Consider the following 16318-nt stretch of genomic DNA (forward strand, 5'->3'; position numbering starts at 1 on the left):
AGGTGATAAAATGCCTATAATATATGATAGAGAAAATAATATTTTTCACTTAATGGCAGGAGATTCCAGTTATATTATAAAAATCTTTAAAAACAAATATCCTGTACATCTTTACTGGGGGAAAAGACTAAACCATTCTCATTTCTCAGAAGCTTTTATCACCTCTCCCTTTGGGGCAAATCCAGATCCTAATGACAAATCCTTCACTTTTGACAGAATGCTATTAGAGTATCCTTCGTATGGAAATTCTGATTTCAGACATCCAGCCTTTCAAGTAGAGCAAGAAGACGGTTCCCGAATAACCCATTTAGTTTTTAACAACTACAGAATATATAAAGGAAAGCCTAAGCTTGAAGGTTTACCCGCAACATACGTAGAAGACGAAGATGAGGCAGAAACCCTTGAATTAGAACTTGCAGATGAACTTATAAACTTAAGAGTCATTCTATTATACACCGTTTATAAAGATTATAACGTAATCACAAGAAGCATTAAATTTATAAATGAGGGAAATCAAAAACTAAAGATATTAAGAGCTCTAAGTACTTGTGTTGACTTTGATCATTGTAATTTTGATCTTCTTCATCTTTGGGGATCATGGGCAAGGGAAAGATACGTAGAGAGAGTACCATTGATGCATGGCATAAAAGTAATTGAAAGCTCCCGTGGAGAAAGCTCTCACCAACACAACCCCTTTATAGCTTTACTCTCCAAAGATGCTACTGAGAAACATGGCGATGTATATGGATTTAGCTTAGTATATAGTGGAAACTTTGCAGCAAACGTAGAGGTGGATCAATTTAATACCACAAGAGTCACTATGGGTATTAATCCCTTTGAATTTACATGGATTCTTGAAAAGGGTGAAAGTTTTCAAACACCAGAAGTAGTAATGGTTTATTCCTCTCAAGGAATAGGAGAAATGTCTAGAACTTATCACAGATTATATAGAAAAAGACTTGTGAGAGGAGTTTATAGAGATAAAAGAAGACCTATTCTTGTAAACACATGGGAGGCAGTTTATTTTAATATAAATGAAGAAAAACTTCTCTCCTTAGCTAAAGAGGCTAAAGAACTTGGAATTGAACTTTTTGTCCTTGATGATGGATGGTTTGGAAGAAGAGACGATGATACAAGTTCTCTTGGAGATTGGTATGTGGACAAAAGAAAATTACCTAACGGACTTGACGGATTGGGCAAAAAATTAAATGAGATAGGACTTAAATTTGGACTTTGGTTTGAGCCTGAAATGGTTTCTCCTGATAGCGAACTATATAGAAAACATCCTGATTGGTGTATACAAGTTAGGGGAAGAACTCTCTCTCAATGTAGAAATCAGTATGTGCTTGACATCACGAGAAAAGAAGTAAGAGAAGAAATATTAAGAATGATGAAAGAGATTATAAAAAATGCACCTATAGAATATATCAAATGGGACATGAATAGACCTTTAACTGAAGTAGGTTCTCTTGCTCTCCCTCCAGAAAGACAAAAAGAAGTATTTCATAGATATGTGTTAGCTTTATATGAAATGATGGAGGAACTTATTTCAGAATTTCCCTATATCCTCTTTGAGGGATGCTCAGGAGGAGGAGGCAGATTTGACCCCGGAATTCTCTATTATATGCCTCAAATTTGGACCAGTGATGACACCGATGCTATAGAAAGATTAAAGATACAATGGGGAACCAGTATAGTATATCCAGCATCCACCATTGGAGCCCATGTATCTGCAGTTCCCAATCATCAGGTAGGAAGAATAACTCCCTTAAAAACCAGAGGCTATGTAGCCATGTCTGGTGTATTTGGATACGAAATGGATCTTACAAAATTAACTCCTGAGGAAAAGGAATTAGTAAAAGAACAAATAGAGATATATAAAAGAATATGGCATATTGTCTTTGAGGGTGACCTCTACAGACTTGTAAGCCCCTTTGAGGAAAACTCTGCTTCTTGGATGTTTGTTACTCCTGATAAAAAAGAGGCTTTTGTGGTTTATGTAAATATGTTAGCTGAACCTAATCCTCCTTTTAAAAAGCTTAAACTTGATGGATTAGATCCCAACAAAAAATATATAATCGAGGGTACCGACAAGGAATACTATGGAGATGAACTTATGAACATTGGTATAAATATACCTCCTATGAGAGATTTTGATTCTTTCGCTTTTATATTAAAAGAAAAATCTTAAAAAGGAGGAGTTCTGTGAAATGAGGGTAATTATACGTAGAAATAATGAGATAAGGGAGATTAAAGGAGATCTTAAAGTAAGGGAAATATTTAAGGTCCTAAATATAAACCCAGAAACAGCTCTTGTAATAAAGGGAGAAGAGATTCTTACCCCCGACAAAATAGTAAGAGATGATGAAGAGATAGAAATCATACCCGTGATTTCTGGAGGAAGGTAATGCACTGTACTAAGTGTCATAATGAAGCAAGCATATATATAAGAAGGCATAATACTGCCTTTTGTAAGGAACATTTTATAGAATATATATATGGACAAGTAGAGAAAGCTATTAAAAAATATAAGATGTTTGAAAAAAATGACCAAATCCTTGTTGCAGTCTCCGGAGGAAAGGACAGCCTTGCCCTATGGGATATTTTAATTTCCTTAGGATATAAAGCTGATGGCTTACATATCGATCTTGGAATTTCAGAATATTCTGAGAAATCAAAGGAAACTGTTAAAAAATTTGCAGAAAGTAAAAACTTAAAACTCCATATCATCTCTATAAAGGACCTATATGGTTTAGGAATAAAAGAAATTGCTCATAAAAATAGAAAAACCCCCTGCGCTACTTGTGGCGTAATAAAGAGGTACATAATGAACTTAGCTGCTCTGGAATTAAAATATAATGTGATTGCCACAGGACACAATCTTGATGACGAATCTGCAACTCTCCTTGGAAACATCCTTCATTGGCAAATAGACTATCTTAAAGCTCACTCTCCAATACTCCTTGAAGATGAGGTTGGATTTGCAAGAAAAGTTAAGCCCCTTTATAGAGTCTCAGAGTACGAAACCTCTGCCTATTGTATTATGAAGAAAATTGAATACATAATTGACGAATGTCCTATGTCCATAGATGCTCAATCTCTTAAATATAAGGAAATCTTAAATATCATTGAAAGGGATTCCCCCGGAACAAAAGAACAATTTTATTTTGGTTTTTTAGAAAAAGGAAAAATTTATTTTAGCCCAGAAAAAAGAGATATAAAGCTAAATAATTGTAAAATCTGTGGACAACCTACTACCTCAGAAATATGCGGATTTTGCAGGCAAATGACAAAGGCAAATTTAGAACCTCTACGGATAAAAGAATTTGTAATAAAGTTAAAAGATTCTTATGGGCAAATTTAATATATCCTCATCTTTTTTAAAATAAGCATCAAGTTTTATGGTGGGATTAGTATTAATTCTCAAAGAAAAAACTAAATAACATATCTCTGGAATCATACTATTTTTGTCCTTTTCTGACAAATACTGTCCTCCTTCAGGATGGGAATGATAAACCCCTATAAAGTTTTGCCCAATTTTCTCTATAAATCTTAAAATTTTAATCTCTTCCCATGGATCTATAAGATATTCTCTATAAGGATCTGAAGAAACATTCTTAGTCGTAAAATAGCTTTTAACGATAATTTGAGAAGCTCCCACCTCACCCCCAAGAATTCCACACGCCTCAAAGGGATATTCATGGATGGAATGTACAACAAGCATCTTAAAAATATCCTTAGGAAGATAAATTTCCATTATCTTATAAAAAAGACAAAACCTTAGGACAATAAGGATCTGGTTTACTAATATCCCTCTCTACTATATAAGATCTCGCATAACACCCCCCTTTACAGAATTCTGCTACACCGCAACCAAAACAAAGTTTATATCTTTCTTTAAGTAACTTATAAAATCCATTCCGTTCCACTTCTCTTAATGCTTCAGAAAGAGATTTTGTCCTTATTTCAGAAAGAGGCATATCCAGTACGTCACAAAGCATAATATCACCTGTAGGAGCAAGATCTATACAATCAAAAACATGGCATTCATCTACAATAACATAGTTTGAGAGTTTCATACTCTTCATAAAAGGCACACACCAAAGTATTACGGGATATTCTTCCTTCTCAGCCTCATAAGAAACTTCCCTAATGGTATCTATTAAGATTTTGGAATCTATATAGATTCCTGTGTTCTTAGCTTCTCCAGAGGGAATTACTGGTATCATACAAAGATCTTTTGCCCCAATATTCTTAGCAAATTTTACCATATTTTTAGCGTCATAATAATTCAAGGAAGAAATAGAAAAAATTATGGAATAAGGAATAGCAAATTCATTGATTAAGTCTATACTATTTAACAGCTTGTCAAAATTACCTCTACCCCTCATCTTTTCAAAAGTCTCTCTATTAGAGCCATCAATAGAAACATAAAGATATACATTATTGTCTTTCAAAAACTTCGCTATTTCCCTGGTAAGCAGAAGAACATTAGAATTCAAAGACACTTCAAGTCCTAAAGAACGAGCCTTTTCTATATATTCAAAAAGATCTTCTATTAAAAGAGGTTCCCCTCCTGTGAAATCTATACTTTTAATGGATAGTTCCTTTACTTCTTCTATCAGTTTTAAGGCTCTCTTTTTTGAGATTCTTCTCTCCCAATTCCTCCTATGGACATAACAGTGAGGACAATTTAAATTACATCTTATGTCAAGGATCCAAATAATATTAGTAATGAATATATCAACCTCCCTTCACAGTTTTATAATAGTCTGTTATATTTTACTATTAATAAAATTTTTATGTCAAAACCACATGAAAACTCAATTACAAAACCAAATTTCCAAATGTGAAAAATACTAATAATGAAAAAACTATAATGTAACCAATACCAATACCTTTTGACAAAGAAACTAAATCTGTGTTAAACTCTATTCAAGAAGCGTAGGGTAGGAAAAAAGCCCGGGAATATGGATTTTATCCACCCGGGCTTCTAAAATCAAAAATTATTAACACATGTTAATAGAGGTGAAAAATGAGAAAAAAGTTCTTCATTAAGAAAGCTTTTGTCCTCATATTTATACTCTTAATTTTTATAACCTATATTCATGGATATAATGAACCCTGGTATAAAGATTCCATCTTCTATGAGGTATTTGTAAGATCCTTTGCAGACAGTGACGAAGACAAGGTAGGAGATATAAATGGACTTATAGAGAAATTAGACTACTTTAAAAATCTAAATATTAATGCTTTATGGTTGATGCCCATCTTTCCCTCAATAAGTTATCATGGCTATGACGTTACTGATTATTATGATATTCATCCCGCTTATGGTACCTTAGAAGATTTTGAAAATTTGGTAAAAAAAGCCCATGAAAAAAATATTAAAATTATTCTTGATTTAGTAATAAACCATACTTCTTCTAGACATCCTTGGTTTGTCTCTGCTACATCTTCTTACACTTCCCCTTATAGGGACTATTATATATGGAGTCCAAAAAAGCCTGATAAAAATCCTAATTTATGGTATCAAAAACCCACAGGATACTACTATGCATTATTTTGGTCAGAAATGCCTGATCTAAATTTTGACAATCCCAAAGTAAGAGAAGAGGTTAAGAAGATTGCAAAATTCTGGATAGAAAAGGGTGTTGATGGATTTAGACTTGATGCAGTCAAACATATCTACGATGATGACTATAAAAACATCCAATGGTGGAAGGAGTTCTACTCATATCTAAAAGGTATAAAACCTGATATTTATCTTGTAGGTGAGGTTTGGGATAATGAGTATAAGATAGCAGAATATTACAAAGGTTTACCATCAAACTTTAATTTTCCCCTTGCTGATAAAATAATAAATTCTGTAGCAAACCAAAGAGACTTAGGACTTATAGAATTCCTACAATTTGAAAGAGAACTTTTTAAAGAAAGCAATCCTAACTTTATTGATGCCATCTTTTTGAGAAACCATGATCAAGTAAGAGTTAGAACATCTTTCGGAGGAAGCATAGATAAGAGTATTCTTGCTGGATCTATTTATTTGACTTTACCAGGAACTCCTTTTATATATTATGGAGAAGAAATAGGAATGGAGGGAGCAAAACCTGATGAGTATATAAGGGAGCCCTTCAAATGGACCGATGATATGAAATCCAAGTATCAGACCTATTGGATCATCCCAAGATATAATTTTATAGGAAACGGTATAGCCTTTGATACGGAAGAAAAAGATCCTAATAGTATATATAATCACTACAAAAGAATTTTAGAGTTAAGAAGTAAATATAAAGCTTTATCTCTGGGAAGTATTGAGAGGATAGAAACTCAAGACAAATCTATCCTTGCCTATAAGCGAGAACTAAACAACGAAGGATTAATAGTTATTCACAATCTAAATAGAGTAGAAACCACCTTTAACCTTAGTTTTAGCGTAAAAAATGAGGATATTCTCTATATTAGAAACGCTAAACTTAATAATAACAAAGTGATTTTAGGTTCTTATAGCACTGTTATAATCAAAATTCCATAAGTAATCCCAAATTTCATCCGTTAGGACACAGCCTCCTTTCTCATAAGCAATAAGTACTGCTCCTACAGCTGGTGGAATCTTAAGAGGGATTACTTTACACTTTTCTGCATAAACCCTTAACTTTCCCTGAATATATTCGGGAAGCCATTCTGCTCCTTTATAAACACTTCCTGCAAGAACCACAGGAGTTTCTTCCCTTAAAAGATCTAGTTTTTTCATAAGATTATAAGCTGAAATAACAGTCTCATCTACAACCCTTTCTACAATTTTTATGGCTACCTTATCCCCCATTCTTACAGCCTCAAAGAGTAAAGGAGCAAGTTCTAATGCCTTGTTATATTCTGAGGGATTATAATAGAGTCTTTTAGCAAGATCAACATAATCCTTTTCATTAAAAAAGTTAAGAACAATGTCTTCTAATAATGTCTTTTCTCCCCTTCCATCATAGGATCTAAAAGCATGAAAAAGCATCTCTTGTACTATAGAAGAAGCGCCACCCCAATCTCCAAAAATATATCCCTCACCAAAATACCTATACCATCTACCATTCTTTGCTCTTCCATAACCATTATTTCCCGTTCCCATCACAATAATTACTCCCCAAAACTCTTTGTTTCCAGCTCTAAGAGCAATGGGAGCATCATTCTCCACTATAAATTCCTTTGCTATATTAAGTTCTTTAATCTCCTTCTCAAGCATAATAAAATCTTCGGGAAAATCTGCTCCAGCAAGCCCAAAACAGGCAACCTCAAACTCTATATTCCTTCTTTCCCCCTTTGCCTTTTCAATTGCTAAAATCCAATTTCTTTTTGCTTCTTCAACTCCTATTCCCTCATAATTCCCAGGACCAGACCTCCCAATACCTACTATCCTTCCTTCCCCATCCAAAATAACAGCTTCCGTCTTTGTTCCCCCCGCATCCACTCCGAGAAAATACTTCATCTTCAATCTTCTCCTTTTTATATTACTTCAATTCTGGAAAGAGTCCTTTATTCACCTCTATTAATTTATTTAACAGTTTTTCAGAAAGAGAAAGAGAAGAAATAAGGGGATGTTGAGAAAGAGCTAAGAGAGCTTTTTTATACGAACCTTCCATAGCTGCCTCAATGGTTAGCCTCTCATAAACTTTTACCGCTTGTATTAATCCTCTAACTTCTATAGGTAAACCCCCGATAACATATCTGTGAAATCTATCTTTTTGTACATAAACAGGTATCTCTACTACGCTATCTTGAGGAAGATCAAGAATACTTCCATCGTTTCTCACATTGATTATTTGAAAACCTTCCTGCAAGCCATAAAGATGTGATATTAAGTTTACAGCAGCCTTAGAATATAAAGCCCCTCCTCTTTTAGAAAGCTCCATTGGTTTTGTATCAAGATTTGGATCTTGATAAAGCTTTAAAAGGTCTTCCTCTACTTTCATAACTTCTTCAGCCCTCTTAGGTTTATGCTTTAGCTCTTCAACCATCTCTTCTCGAAAGTAATAATATCTAAGATAATAATTAGGAAACATCTTTAAGTAATCTATTATTTTCTTTTCCGAATCTGAAGCTTTCTCTTTTGCCTTCTCCAAAAGTTCGCTGGTTCTATCTTCACCTCTAACAAAAATCCTTCTTACAAAACTTAAATGATTTAACCCAAAATAATCTAAAAAAACCTCTTTCATATCTACCTCAGCAAGGTCTGCAAAAAACTTTTGAAAATTTATAGGAACATTACACAAACCTATAGCCTTTACCTTTGTATAATTTAAGAGCATCTCAGTTATGATTCCTGAAGGATTTGTAAAATTAATAAAATAGGAATTTGGAGCATAGTTTTCAACTTTCTTAGCAATATTATAAACCACAGGAATAGTTCTTAATGCATTAGCAAAGCCACCAGGGCCTGTAGTCTCTTGTCCTAAAAGGTTAAATTCTAAAGGAATTGTTTCATCAAGAAGTCTTGCTTTGTTTCCTCCTACTCTGATTTGATTTATTATAAAATCAGCTCCAGGAAGTATCTTATCAAGATCAGTGGATTTTTTAAGATCTATTTTAGCTTTGACTTTATGGATCATTCTCTTCAAAAACTCATAGACAATATTTAACCTATTTTCATCTATATCCATAAGAACTATTTCTAAGGAATCAACTTTATCCCATATATCAAAAAATCCCTCAATCAATTCTGGGGTGTAGGTACTCCCTCCTCCAATAACAACTACCTTCATGAGGTAAACCTCCTCAAAACAAGTTTAAAGATATTATAAACCACCCCAAAATTTTTGTAAAGTATGTTTACTAAATATATTTTTAATTTTACTGAAACTCTTTTACTATCTTTTCAAAAACCTCAACAGGCGATCTAACCTTCTTATAAAGGGGTTCACCTTTTAGTTGAGGTAAAATTTCCTCAAAAGTTTGTCTTTCGTTTTTATAGATAATCCCAATAGGTATTTTATCCCCCCATTCTAAAGCCTTTTCAAAAGCCTTCATAACATCTGTAGGATCATAATCTGGACCAAGTTTATAAATTCTTTCCTTATACCATTGATAGGTATTTATCCTATTAAAGGTAACACAGGGCTGAAGAATATCAAGCAAAGCAAAACCTTTGTGTAAAATAGCTTGCTTCATCATCTCCACTAAATGATCTGGATCTCCTGAAAAAGACCTTGCCACAAAAGATGCCCCCTGAGATATGGCTAAGGCTATAGGATTTAGGGGCTTATAAGGAACCCCTAAGGGCTGTACCTTTGTTTTCATTCCTTGATCACTTGTAGGCGATGCTTGTCCTTTTGTAAGACCATAAATTTGGTTATTATGGACAAAAACCTTTATATTTAAATTTCTCCTAATGTTATGTATAAGATGATTACCACCCTCTCCATAGGTATTTCCATCTCCAGACTCGCAAATTACTATTAAATCTTTATTAGCAATTTTAGCTCCCACAGCAGCAGGAATATCCCTTCCATGAAGTCCATTAAAAAGATTGCATTTAAAATAATGGGGTGCCTTTGCTGCCTGACCTATTCCTGAGACCATAAGAAGATCCTTAGGTTTAATTTCTAATTCAGAAAGAACCCTTTTCAAACAATTTAAGATAGACCAATTTCCACATCCAGGACACCATGCAGGTATTTGATTGTTTTCAAAATCCTCTATTCTCATCCCATTATCTCCTTTACCCCCTTTATAATCTCTTCCACATAAAAGGGAAATCCATTATATTTAACTACTCCTCTCTCCACATTTATACCCGTTTCCTTTCTCAATAAAGCAGCAAATTGTCCTTGATAATTCTGTTCTATGGTATAAAGTTTCCTTCCCTTAAATTTCTCCAAGGATTCTTTAGCTATAGGATACACATCGGAAAAATGTAGATGCCCAATAGGGTAACCTTCATTAATTAGCCTCTCTATTCCCTCCCTTATTACGCCATAAGTAGATCCCCATCCGATAAATACAAATTCGGGATTATCCACACCAAAGAATAGGGGTTCCTCAATCTCTTTTAGTAAAAGTTCTTTTTTCTTCATCCTCTTTTCTACCATTTTCTTCCTAATTTCAAGGTCTTCTGTTATATGCCCCTCTTCATCATGTTCATCACTATCGGTAATCACAAGAGCTTCTGATTCTCCTGGAATAGCAAAGGGAGAAATCCCGTCTTCAGTAATTCTATGTCTTAAGTAATCAGCATTACCTTTTGTCCTATAGGACTTTATTTCAGAAGGCGGAATCAATCCTTCTATTACTGCTTTGGAGTCAATTAGGTATTGATCGGTAAGAATTATAGATGGGATTTGATATTTTTCAGCAAGTTCAAAGGCCTTTATGGTTTTATAAAAAGCATCCTTTTGATCTCTTGGAGCAGTGATGTATCTTGCAAACTCACCATGTCCTGCATGAACCACAAAATTTAGATCACCTTGTTCAGTTCTTGTGGGAAGTCCTGTCGCAGGTCCTGGACGCTGACCTATATGAATAACTACTGGTGTTTCTGTCATACCTGAGAGACTTAACCCTTCTACCATTAGAGCAAAACCTCCACCAGAAGTAGTAACCATAGACCTTGCCCCAGCAAAGAAAGCTCCAATTGCCATATTGATTGCAGCTATCTCATCTTCTGCCTGTTCCACCACTATATCAAAATCCAATTCATGCTCTGCAATAAAGTTCATAACCGCTGTACCAGGAGTCATAGGGTAGGAAGCTAAAAATTTACAACCTGCAACTATGGCTCCAAATCCTACAGCCTCAGCCCCATTTACTAGTAATCTTTTACCTCTATTTCTCTTAGGAAATTTCCCACAACTCTTTCCCAAATTTAGAGTATGTTTATAACCTTCTTCCAAGGCTCTTAAATTTATTTCAAAATACTCCTCTTTGAAACCTTCAGAAATAACCCTTTTCATTTCCTCCATATCTCCCCTACTTAATGCAAGAAGAGCTCCACAAAAGATGGTGTTTTCTACAAGTCTTGACTTTAATTCTTGGGTTATCCTCCTAACAGGGATTTTAATAATTCTGTCTTCCTTAGGAAAATCTTCTGTGTTTATGTTCTCATCGCAGAGGATATACCCTTCTCTCTTTACTTCAGGAATATGCAACTTAATAGTTTCCAAATTTAAAGCAATAAGAATGTCTATTTTATCATCATCAATGGCATATATGGGTCTGTCGGATATCCTAAGGAGACTATAGTTATGCCCACCCCTAATACGAGATTGATAGCTTTCAACAGTAAATACATAATAGCCAATCCTAAAAAAATATTTTGAAAGAATATTTGATACAGTCTGAATTCCCTGACCTGCTTCTCCCCCTATCAGGATTTTACATTCCATAAATATCATTCCCCCAATTTTTTTAAACTATTATAACATTTGAAGATAAAAAAATAGAATAAATCTTATTTTAGTAATTCTCTAAAGTAGTTTATAAAACCTAATATACCTGCTCCAATAAGAAGCCCATCATTTCCCAAGGGTGATGTATAGAAATATATCTTATCTTTTAAATATTCAAAGACATATTTATCAACTTTGTCTTTAAGAATTTTAGTAAAAAGATTTAAGATATCCTTTGTCATACCCCTATTACCAGAGATACATATGGCTTCAGGTGCAAGAATATGTATAGTATTTGCTAAAGAAATTCCGAGAAATTCAAAGATTTCTTGCAAGACAGAGTTTTTGTTATCTTGGATATAATTTATGAGTGCCTTCTCTAAACTTCCCAAATCCAATATCTTTTCCTGAATCTTTGGAATTGAAGCAATACTCTCAAGACATCCTTTATTTCCACACCAACATTTTTCTCCTATTTCCTTACTTACTATAGTATGTCCAATCTCCCCTTCAATATTATTAAAGCCTTCAATAATATTCCCTTTATAGTAAATCCCAAGTCCTATGCCTTTTTCAAACAAGAGATAAAAGAGAATATTGAAATTTTTACCTTCACCAAACCAAAGTTCTGAAAGGAGTCCAGAATTTGTATCTTTCTCCATGTAAATAGGATAATTAGGATATTTTTCTTTCAAAAATTCTTTTAATTTAAAGTTTTTCCAGTTTAAACCTACAGAGAGAATTACTTCTCCATTATATTTATCAATAATACCGGGAACCGAAAGAGAAATAGCTACTACATTATTTTTGTATTTTATAAGCAAAGGATCTATGAGTTGAAAGAGATCCTCTTTCTTCTCTATAGGATGATACCTATCTTCTTCAATTTTTCCATTAGCATTGACAACTCCTACTCTTCCCTCTAATCCACTTAAATCAATCGCTAAAACCTTTAACTCAGGATTAATGGTCAATTTAGTAGGTCTCCTACCCCTTGAAGTTTCAACCTTTCCTACCTCTATAAGAATATTTTTTTCAATGAGCTCGTCTACAATCTCAGATATGGCCGTCTTTGTCAACTTAGATATTCTTGCGAGTTCTGCCCTAGATTTGGGACCTATTTTTATAAGAATCTCAAGAACAAGATTTTTATTGTATAAGCCTATATATTCTGGTTTTCTTCCCTCTCTCATAATATCAAACCTCACTTTATTTTATTTTTATTTTATAAATTTTAACACAAATTTCTATTGTGATATAATTAGAACACAAAAATGGGAGGTGGAAAGAAATGAAGAACAAAATATGGAAACTCCTAATTATAGTTTTTCTTATACTCTCCATGTCCTATCCTCAAGAGAAAAATCTTGCAGTTTCCATATATCCCATTGGTAGCATTACCAAGTACATTGTAGGAAAATTATGGAATATCTCCATTTTATTACCATCTAACACTAACCCTCATCTCTTTGAACCCACTTCAGAAACCATGAGAGAAATAGAAAAGGCGAAACTCGTAATCATCAATGGGAAGGACGTGGATATTTGGGCAAAAAAACTTGCCGATTCTACTAAAAAAGATGTTTTAGTAATCTCGGATTACTTGAAAGTTAGGGAATCCAATCCTCATTTCTGGCTTGACCCTATATTGGTAAAAGACATGGCAAAGATAATCTATAATAAAATTTCAACTCTTGATCCTTCAAATAAAGGCTATTACCTAAAAAACCTAAACGATTTTAACAAGAAAATAGATGAACTACACAAATATATTATAAAAGAACTTTCTACTTTCAAAAATAAGAAAATAATAGCTTATCATCCTTCCTTTTACTACTTCTTTAAAAGATATAATATAGAGGTCCTATCATATATAGAAGAAGGTGAAGGGAAAGAGCCATCCCTTAAAAAGATCTTAGGGATAATTGAGATTATAAAAAGGGAGAACATAAAATATATTGTTAAAGAGCCCTTTGTGAATAATCCCACATTGGAAACAATACAAAAAGAGACAGGAGTAAAATTGGTGGATATGGATCCTTTAGGATATAATAAAGATTATTTTAGCTTGATTAAAGAAAATGTAATTATACTAAAGGTGATCTTTAATGAACAAAATCCTTGAGATAAAAAATCTATATCATAGCTATAACCATGAGCTTATACTTGAGAACATAAATTTGCACCTTTTAGAAGGAGAATTTTTAGGTATAATCGGTCCCAATGGTGCAGGAAAGTCTACTTTACTAAAAATTATTGTAGGGATAATTAAACCATTAAAGGGAACAGTAAAAGTTTTCAATAAAGATGTACAATTCTTAAATGAAGAGAAAAAATGGATAGGCTACGTACCTCAAAAGCCTGATTTAGAAAAATATTTACCCCTAAAAGTTAAAGAAATCGTAGCCTTAGGAAGAAGGGTGGCGAATAATTGGCAAAAATTAACTGCCTATGATTTTGATTTAATTGATAGGGTTATGGAGGAAATGGAGATAAAAGATATAGAGAATAAAATCTACGGGGAGCTTTCAGGAGGACAACAGCAAAGGGTACTTATTGCAAGAGCCCTTGCTCAAGAACCTAAATTATTAATCCTTGATGAGCCTACGGTGGGAGTAGATATTAGCACCCAAAATAAATTTTACACCTTGCTGAGAAACTTTAAAAAACAAAATACATCAGTTATCTTGGTATCCCATGATATTGGTATAATCACTAAAGAGGTAGATAAATTAGCTTGTCTAAATAGAAAACTTTATCTTCATGGTTGCCCCGAGGAAATAGCAATACATGGTACTTTAAAAGAGCTTTATGGAGAAAACTTCCTATTTCTTACCCATAAGGAGGAGTAAATGGAGATCCTTACTCATACCTTTACCCAAAGAGCTCTCATTACAGGAGTTTTAATAAGTATACTCTCGAGCATAATAGGAATTTATTTGATTTATCGTGGAATGACTTTTATGAGTGCAGGAATAAGCCACGCAGTTTTCGGAGGACTTGCCATTGGCTATCTTTTAGGAATAAATATGACTTTAACCGCTATCCTTTTCACTCTTTTTTTAATATGGAGCATACCCCACATTGTGAAAAGATCTAATTTAAAACAGGAAATTCCTGTAGGGATATTTTACTCCTCATCTATGGCACTTGGTGCTCTCTTACTTTCATTTCATAAGGGCTATACTACTGACCTTTTTAGTTTTCTCTTTGGAAGCATTCTCTCGGTAAAAGAAGAGGATATTATATTGACATTACTTCTCACAGCCATAACTTTAATATTCTTTGTTAAAAATTATTGGAAGATCATATTTATACTCTTTGATAAGGAGACAGCAGAAGCATCAGGAATTAAGGTTTTTAAAATTGAGAGATGGATCCTTATGCTCACTGGAATCTCTATTGTCCTTATAAGCAAATTAGTAGGAATTATTTTATCCTCAGCTCTTATTATAATACCTGCTGCAACTATTATTCCCTTTGTTAAGGACATTAAAAAATCAATCTTATTCACAATTCTTCTTAATTTAATTTTCATTACTCTTGGACTAATTCTTTCTTATTACTTCAATATTCCTACAGGCTCTACTATTGTAATGATAGCTACAACGTTCTTCCTTATCTCACTCTTTATAAAAAAGAATTATTAATTACTCCTCTGTTTTCTCAAAGATTTTTTTAAGTAAAGTCTCTTCAATTACCTCTGATGCTGCCCCTATGGGACCTGTCAATGCTCCAAGTTTAGTAACCATGATCTCAGGTATAGGTGGAAAAGCATGAAGATTAACAATCCTTCTTACAGGTTCTAAAAGGAGTTCTCCCGCCTTAGACAATCCCCCTGCAATTATGATTATTTCTGGATTAAAAAGATTTATAAGATTAGCTATGCCAATCCCCAAATAGGTTCCCATCTCCTCAAAAATATTTAAAATAAATCTATCCCCACTTTTTCCTGCCTCTATTATCTCATCTAATATTTCATCTTTTGTTTTATTTTCAATATTTACCTTGGTATACGCATTTTTTTGTATACCTTCAAAAACCTTTTCATATAGAACTTGGGTAGAGACATAAGTTTCCAAACATCCATAACTACCACATTTACATTTTTTGCCATTTCTTTCTATTACTGTGTGTCCAAACTCTCCAGCTCTATCATTAGGACCTCTGTACAACTTTCCATCAAGTACAAAACCCGCACTCACGCCACTTCCAACCCTTACACATATGATATTATCCTTTCCAATCCCTGCTCCATACCACATCTCTCCATAGGTAACTGCCTTTATTATATGCTCAATAAAAAGGGGATAATCTTTAATATATTGTCCTAAATACTCTTTTATGTTTATATTTCTCCAACCAAGATTTGGAGAAAAAATACATACCCCTTCTTTTCTATTTATGGTTCCTGGAACTGCAACCCCTACTCCAATTATCTCCTCTTTATTCACATCTTCTATAAGAGATCTATAAACATTCACCACACTAACCAGGACCTCGTTTACATCAGTAGTATTTAAATTTATTACCTTGCTTTTTAAAATCTTCCCAGAAAGAGCCATAAGTATTCCTGTTATTTTGTCTTTTTCAATCTCTATACCTATAGGGTAATATCCTGTTTCATTTAAAGTAAGTTCTATAGGTCTTCTTCCTACCTTAGTGACTTTAGCAGGGGTCTCTTTAACTATGCCCACATTTATTAAATTTTCCACAATACTAGAAACAGCTGAAGGACTTAATTTTGTAATCTTAGAAATATCATAACGGGAGATAGGTCCCATTCTCCTTATAGTATCCAAAACAAGAGAAACATTTGTCATTCTCATACTTTTAATATTTACCGGCTTCAATTCTCCTACCTCCAAATACTCATAATTTTTTTTAGTACTAAAAAATTATATTATTAACATAAAATCAAAGTCAATTGTATAATATATAAAAAA

Annotated in this window: 15 protein-coding genes; 7 read left to right on the plus strand and 8 right to left on the minus strand. The window is 33.5% G+C overall.

Annotated elements, in window-relative coordinates; all coding sequences use genetic code 11:
- The first annotated feature begins 10 nt into the window (after positions 1-10).
- The 3 genes from ACP5QL_RS01510 to ACP5QL_RS01520 are packed head-to-tail and all read left to right on the plus strand — an operon-like array spanning position 11 to position 3364.
- Positions 11-2191 carry an alpha-galactosidase gene (locus ACP5QL_RS01510; protein ID WP_272995186.1) on the plus strand — a complete coding sequence of 727 codons (2181 nt, stop codon included), beginning with the start codon at positions 11-13 and terminating at the stop codon, positions 2189-2191.
- A gap of 19 nt (positions 2192-2210) precedes the next feature.
- Entirely contained in the window at positions 2211-2408 is a 198-nt protein-coding gene (locus ACP5QL_RS01515) for a MoaD/ThiS family protein (RefSeq protein ID WP_012584018.1), read from the plus strand.
- Positions 2408-3364 carry an ATP-binding protein gene (locus tag ACP5QL_RS01520; protein ID WP_012584019.1) on the plus strand — a complete coding sequence of 319 codons (957 nt, stop codon included), beginning with the start codon at positions 2408-2410 and terminating at the stop codon, positions 3362-3364. Before ACP5QL_RS01515 ends, ACP5QL_RS01520 begins: the two co-directional genes overlap by 1 nt.
- Here ACP5QL_RS01520 and ACP5QL_RS01525 read toward each other — a convergent pair.
- Together ACP5QL_RS01525 and ACP5QL_RS01530 are read right to left on the minus strand one after the other, a co-directional pair.
- Positions 3338-3757, minus strand: coding sequence for a M67 family metallopeptidase (locus ACP5QL_RS01525; RefSeq protein ID WP_012584020.1), 420 nt, complete (start codon positions 3755-3757; stop codon positions 3338-3340). The genes ACP5QL_RS01520 and ACP5QL_RS01525 overlap by 27 nt on opposite strands.
- A 4-nt stretch (positions 3758-3761) precedes the next feature.
- Complete coding sequence (locus ACP5QL_RS01530) at positions 3762-4742, minus strand: radical SAM/SPASM domain-containing protein (RefSeq protein WP_012584021.1); 981 nt, start codon at positions 4740-4742, stop codon at positions 3762-3764.
- 293 nt (positions 4743-5035) lie between these two features.
- Here ACP5QL_RS01530 and ACP5QL_RS01535 point away from each other — a divergent pair, with 293 nt between their 5' ends.
- Positions 5036-6535 (plus strand): alpha-amylase family glycosyl hydrolase, encoded by a 1500-nt coding sequence (locus ACP5QL_RS01535; RefSeq protein WP_012584022.1) that lies wholly within the window; start codon positions 5036-5038, stop codon positions 6533-6535.
- On the opposite strand, the gene ACP5QL_RS01540 is transcribed toward ACP5QL_RS01535, so the two are convergent.
- The 5 genes from ACP5QL_RS01540 to ACP5QL_RS01560 all read right to left on the minus strand — a co-directional run bounded on the left by ACP5QL_RS01540 (position 6497) and on the right by ACP5QL_RS01560 (position 12565).
- The gene (locus ACP5QL_RS01540; RefSeq protein ID WP_012584023.1) at positions 6497-7477 is read right to left on the minus strand and encodes an N-acetylglucosamine kinase; all 981 of its coding nucleotides are present in this window, start codon (positions 7475-7477) and stop codon (positions 6497-6499) included. The genes ACP5QL_RS01535 and ACP5QL_RS01540 overlap by 39 nt on opposite strands.
- A 22-nt stretch (positions 7478-7499) precedes the next feature.
- Positions 7500-8750 carry a 6-phospho-beta-glucosidase gene (locus ACP5QL_RS01545; protein WP_012584024.1) on the minus strand — a complete coding sequence of 417 codons (1251 nt, stop codon included), beginning with the start codon at positions 8748-8750 and terminating at the stop codon, positions 7500-7502.
- 88 nt (positions 8751-8838) lie between these two features.
- Entirely contained in the window at positions 8839-9693 is an 855-nt protein-coding gene (locus tag ACP5QL_RS01550; RefSeq protein WP_272995181.1) for a 2-oxoacid:ferredoxin oxidoreductase subunit beta, read from the minus strand.
- Positions 9690-11369 (minus strand): 2-oxoacid:acceptor oxidoreductase subunit alpha, encoded by a 1680-nt coding sequence (locus ACP5QL_RS01555; protein ID WP_428125020.1) that lies wholly within the window; start codon positions 11367-11369, stop codon positions 9690-9692. Before ACP5QL_RS01555 ends, ACP5QL_RS01550 begins: the two co-directional genes overlap by 4 nt.
- A 65-nt stretch (positions 11370-11434) precedes the next feature.
- Complete coding sequence (locus tag ACP5QL_RS01560; protein WP_012584027.1) at positions 11435-12565, minus strand: ROK family transcriptional regulator; 1131 nt, start codon at positions 12563-12565, stop codon at positions 11435-11437.
- A 98-nt stretch (positions 12566-12663) separates the two neighbouring features.
- Here ACP5QL_RS01560 and ACP5QL_RS01565 point away from each other — a divergent pair, with 98 nt between their 5' ends.
- The 3 genes from ACP5QL_RS01565 to ACP5QL_RS01575 are packed head-to-tail and all read left to right on the plus strand — an operon-like array spanning position 12664 to position 15022.
- Positions 12664-13497 (plus strand): metal ABC transporter substrate-binding protein, encoded by an 834-nt coding sequence (locus ACP5QL_RS01565; protein WP_273334096.1) that lies wholly within the window; start codon positions 12664-12666, stop codon positions 13495-13497.
- Positions 13481-14224 carry a metal ABC transporter ATP-binding protein gene (locus ACP5QL_RS01570; RefSeq protein WP_012584029.1) on the plus strand — a complete coding sequence of 248 codons (744 nt, stop codon included), beginning with the start codon at positions 13481-13483 and terminating at the stop codon, positions 14222-14224. The genes ACP5QL_RS01565 and ACP5QL_RS01570 overlap by 17 nt, the downstream gene beginning before the upstream one ends.
- Entirely contained in the window at positions 14225-15022 is a 798-nt protein-coding gene (locus ACP5QL_RS01575) for a metal ABC transporter permease (protein WP_428125024.1), read from the plus strand. It abuts the gene before it with no gap.
- On the opposite strand, the gene ACP5QL_RS01580 is transcribed toward ACP5QL_RS01575, so the two are convergent.
- A complete protein-coding gene (locus tag ACP5QL_RS01580; RefSeq protein WP_428125027.1) occupies positions 15023-16225 on the minus strand; it encodes an ROK family protein in 1203 nt (400 codons plus the stop codon).
- Positions 16226-16318 lie beyond the last annotated feature (93 nt).

This window comes from Dictyoglomus sp. (assembly GCF_049968615.1).
GTDB classification, from domain to species: Bacteria; Dictyoglomota; Dictyoglomia; order Dictyoglomales; family Dictyoglomaceae; genus Dictyoglomus; species Dictyoglomus turgidum.

What these genes read in the sequence shown, in the direction of transcription:
- ACP5QL_RS01535 (WP_012584022.1), top strand. Translation starts at nt 5,036, where the DNA reads ATGAGAAAAAAGTTCTTCATTAAGAAAGCTTTTGTCCTCATATTTATA.
- ACP5QL_RS01520 (WP_012584019.1), top strand. Translation starts at nt 2,408, where the DNA reads ATGCACTGTACTAAGTGTCATAATGAAGCAAGCATATATATAAGAAGG.
- ACP5QL_RS01560 (WP_012584027.1), bottom strand. Translation starts at nt 12,565, where the DNA reads ATGAGAGAGGGAAGAAAACCAGAATATATAGGCTTATACAATAAAAAT.
- ACP5QL_RS01510 (WP_272995186.1), top strand. Translation starts at nt 11, where the DNA reads ATGCCTATAATATATGATAGAGAAAATAATATTTTTCACTTAATGGCA.
- ACP5QL_RS01515 (WP_012584018.1), top strand. Translation starts at nt 2,211, where the DNA reads ATGAGGGTAATTATACGTAGAAATAATGAGATAAGGGAGATTAAAGGA.
- ACP5QL_RS01570 (WP_012584029.1), top strand. Translation starts at nt 13,481, where the DNA reads ATGAACAAAATCCTTGAGATAAAAAATCTATATCATAGCTATAACCAT.
- ACP5QL_RS01540 (WP_012584023.1), bottom strand. Translation starts at nt 7,477, where the DNA reads ATGAAGTATTTTCTCGGAGTGGATGCGGGGGGAACAAAGACGGAAGCT.
- ACP5QL_RS01550 (WP_272995181.1), bottom strand. Translation starts at nt 9,693, where the DNA reads ATGAGAATAGAGGATTTTGAAAACAATCAAATACCTGCATGGTGTCCT.
- ACP5QL_RS01555 (WP_428125020.1), bottom strand. Translation starts at nt 11,369, where the DNA reads ATGGAATGTAAAATCCTGATAGGGGGAGAAGCAGGTCAGGGAATTCAG.
- ACP5QL_RS01545 (WP_012584024.1), bottom strand. Translation starts at nt 8,750, where the DNA reads ATGAAGGTAGTTGTTATTGGAGGAGGGAGTACCTACACCCCAGAATTG.
- ACP5QL_RS01525 (WP_012584020.1), bottom strand. Translation starts at nt 3,757, where the DNA reads ATGGAAATTTATCTTCCTAAGGATATTTTTAAGATGCTTGTTGTACAT.
- ACP5QL_RS01565 (WP_273334096.1), top strand. Translation starts at nt 12,664, where the DNA reads ATGAAGAACAAAATATGGAAACTCCTAATTATAGTTTTTCTTATACTC.
- ACP5QL_RS01575 (WP_428125024.1), top strand. Translation starts at nt 14,225, where the DNA reads ATGGAGATCCTTACTCATACCTTTACCCAAAGAGCTCTCATTACAGGA.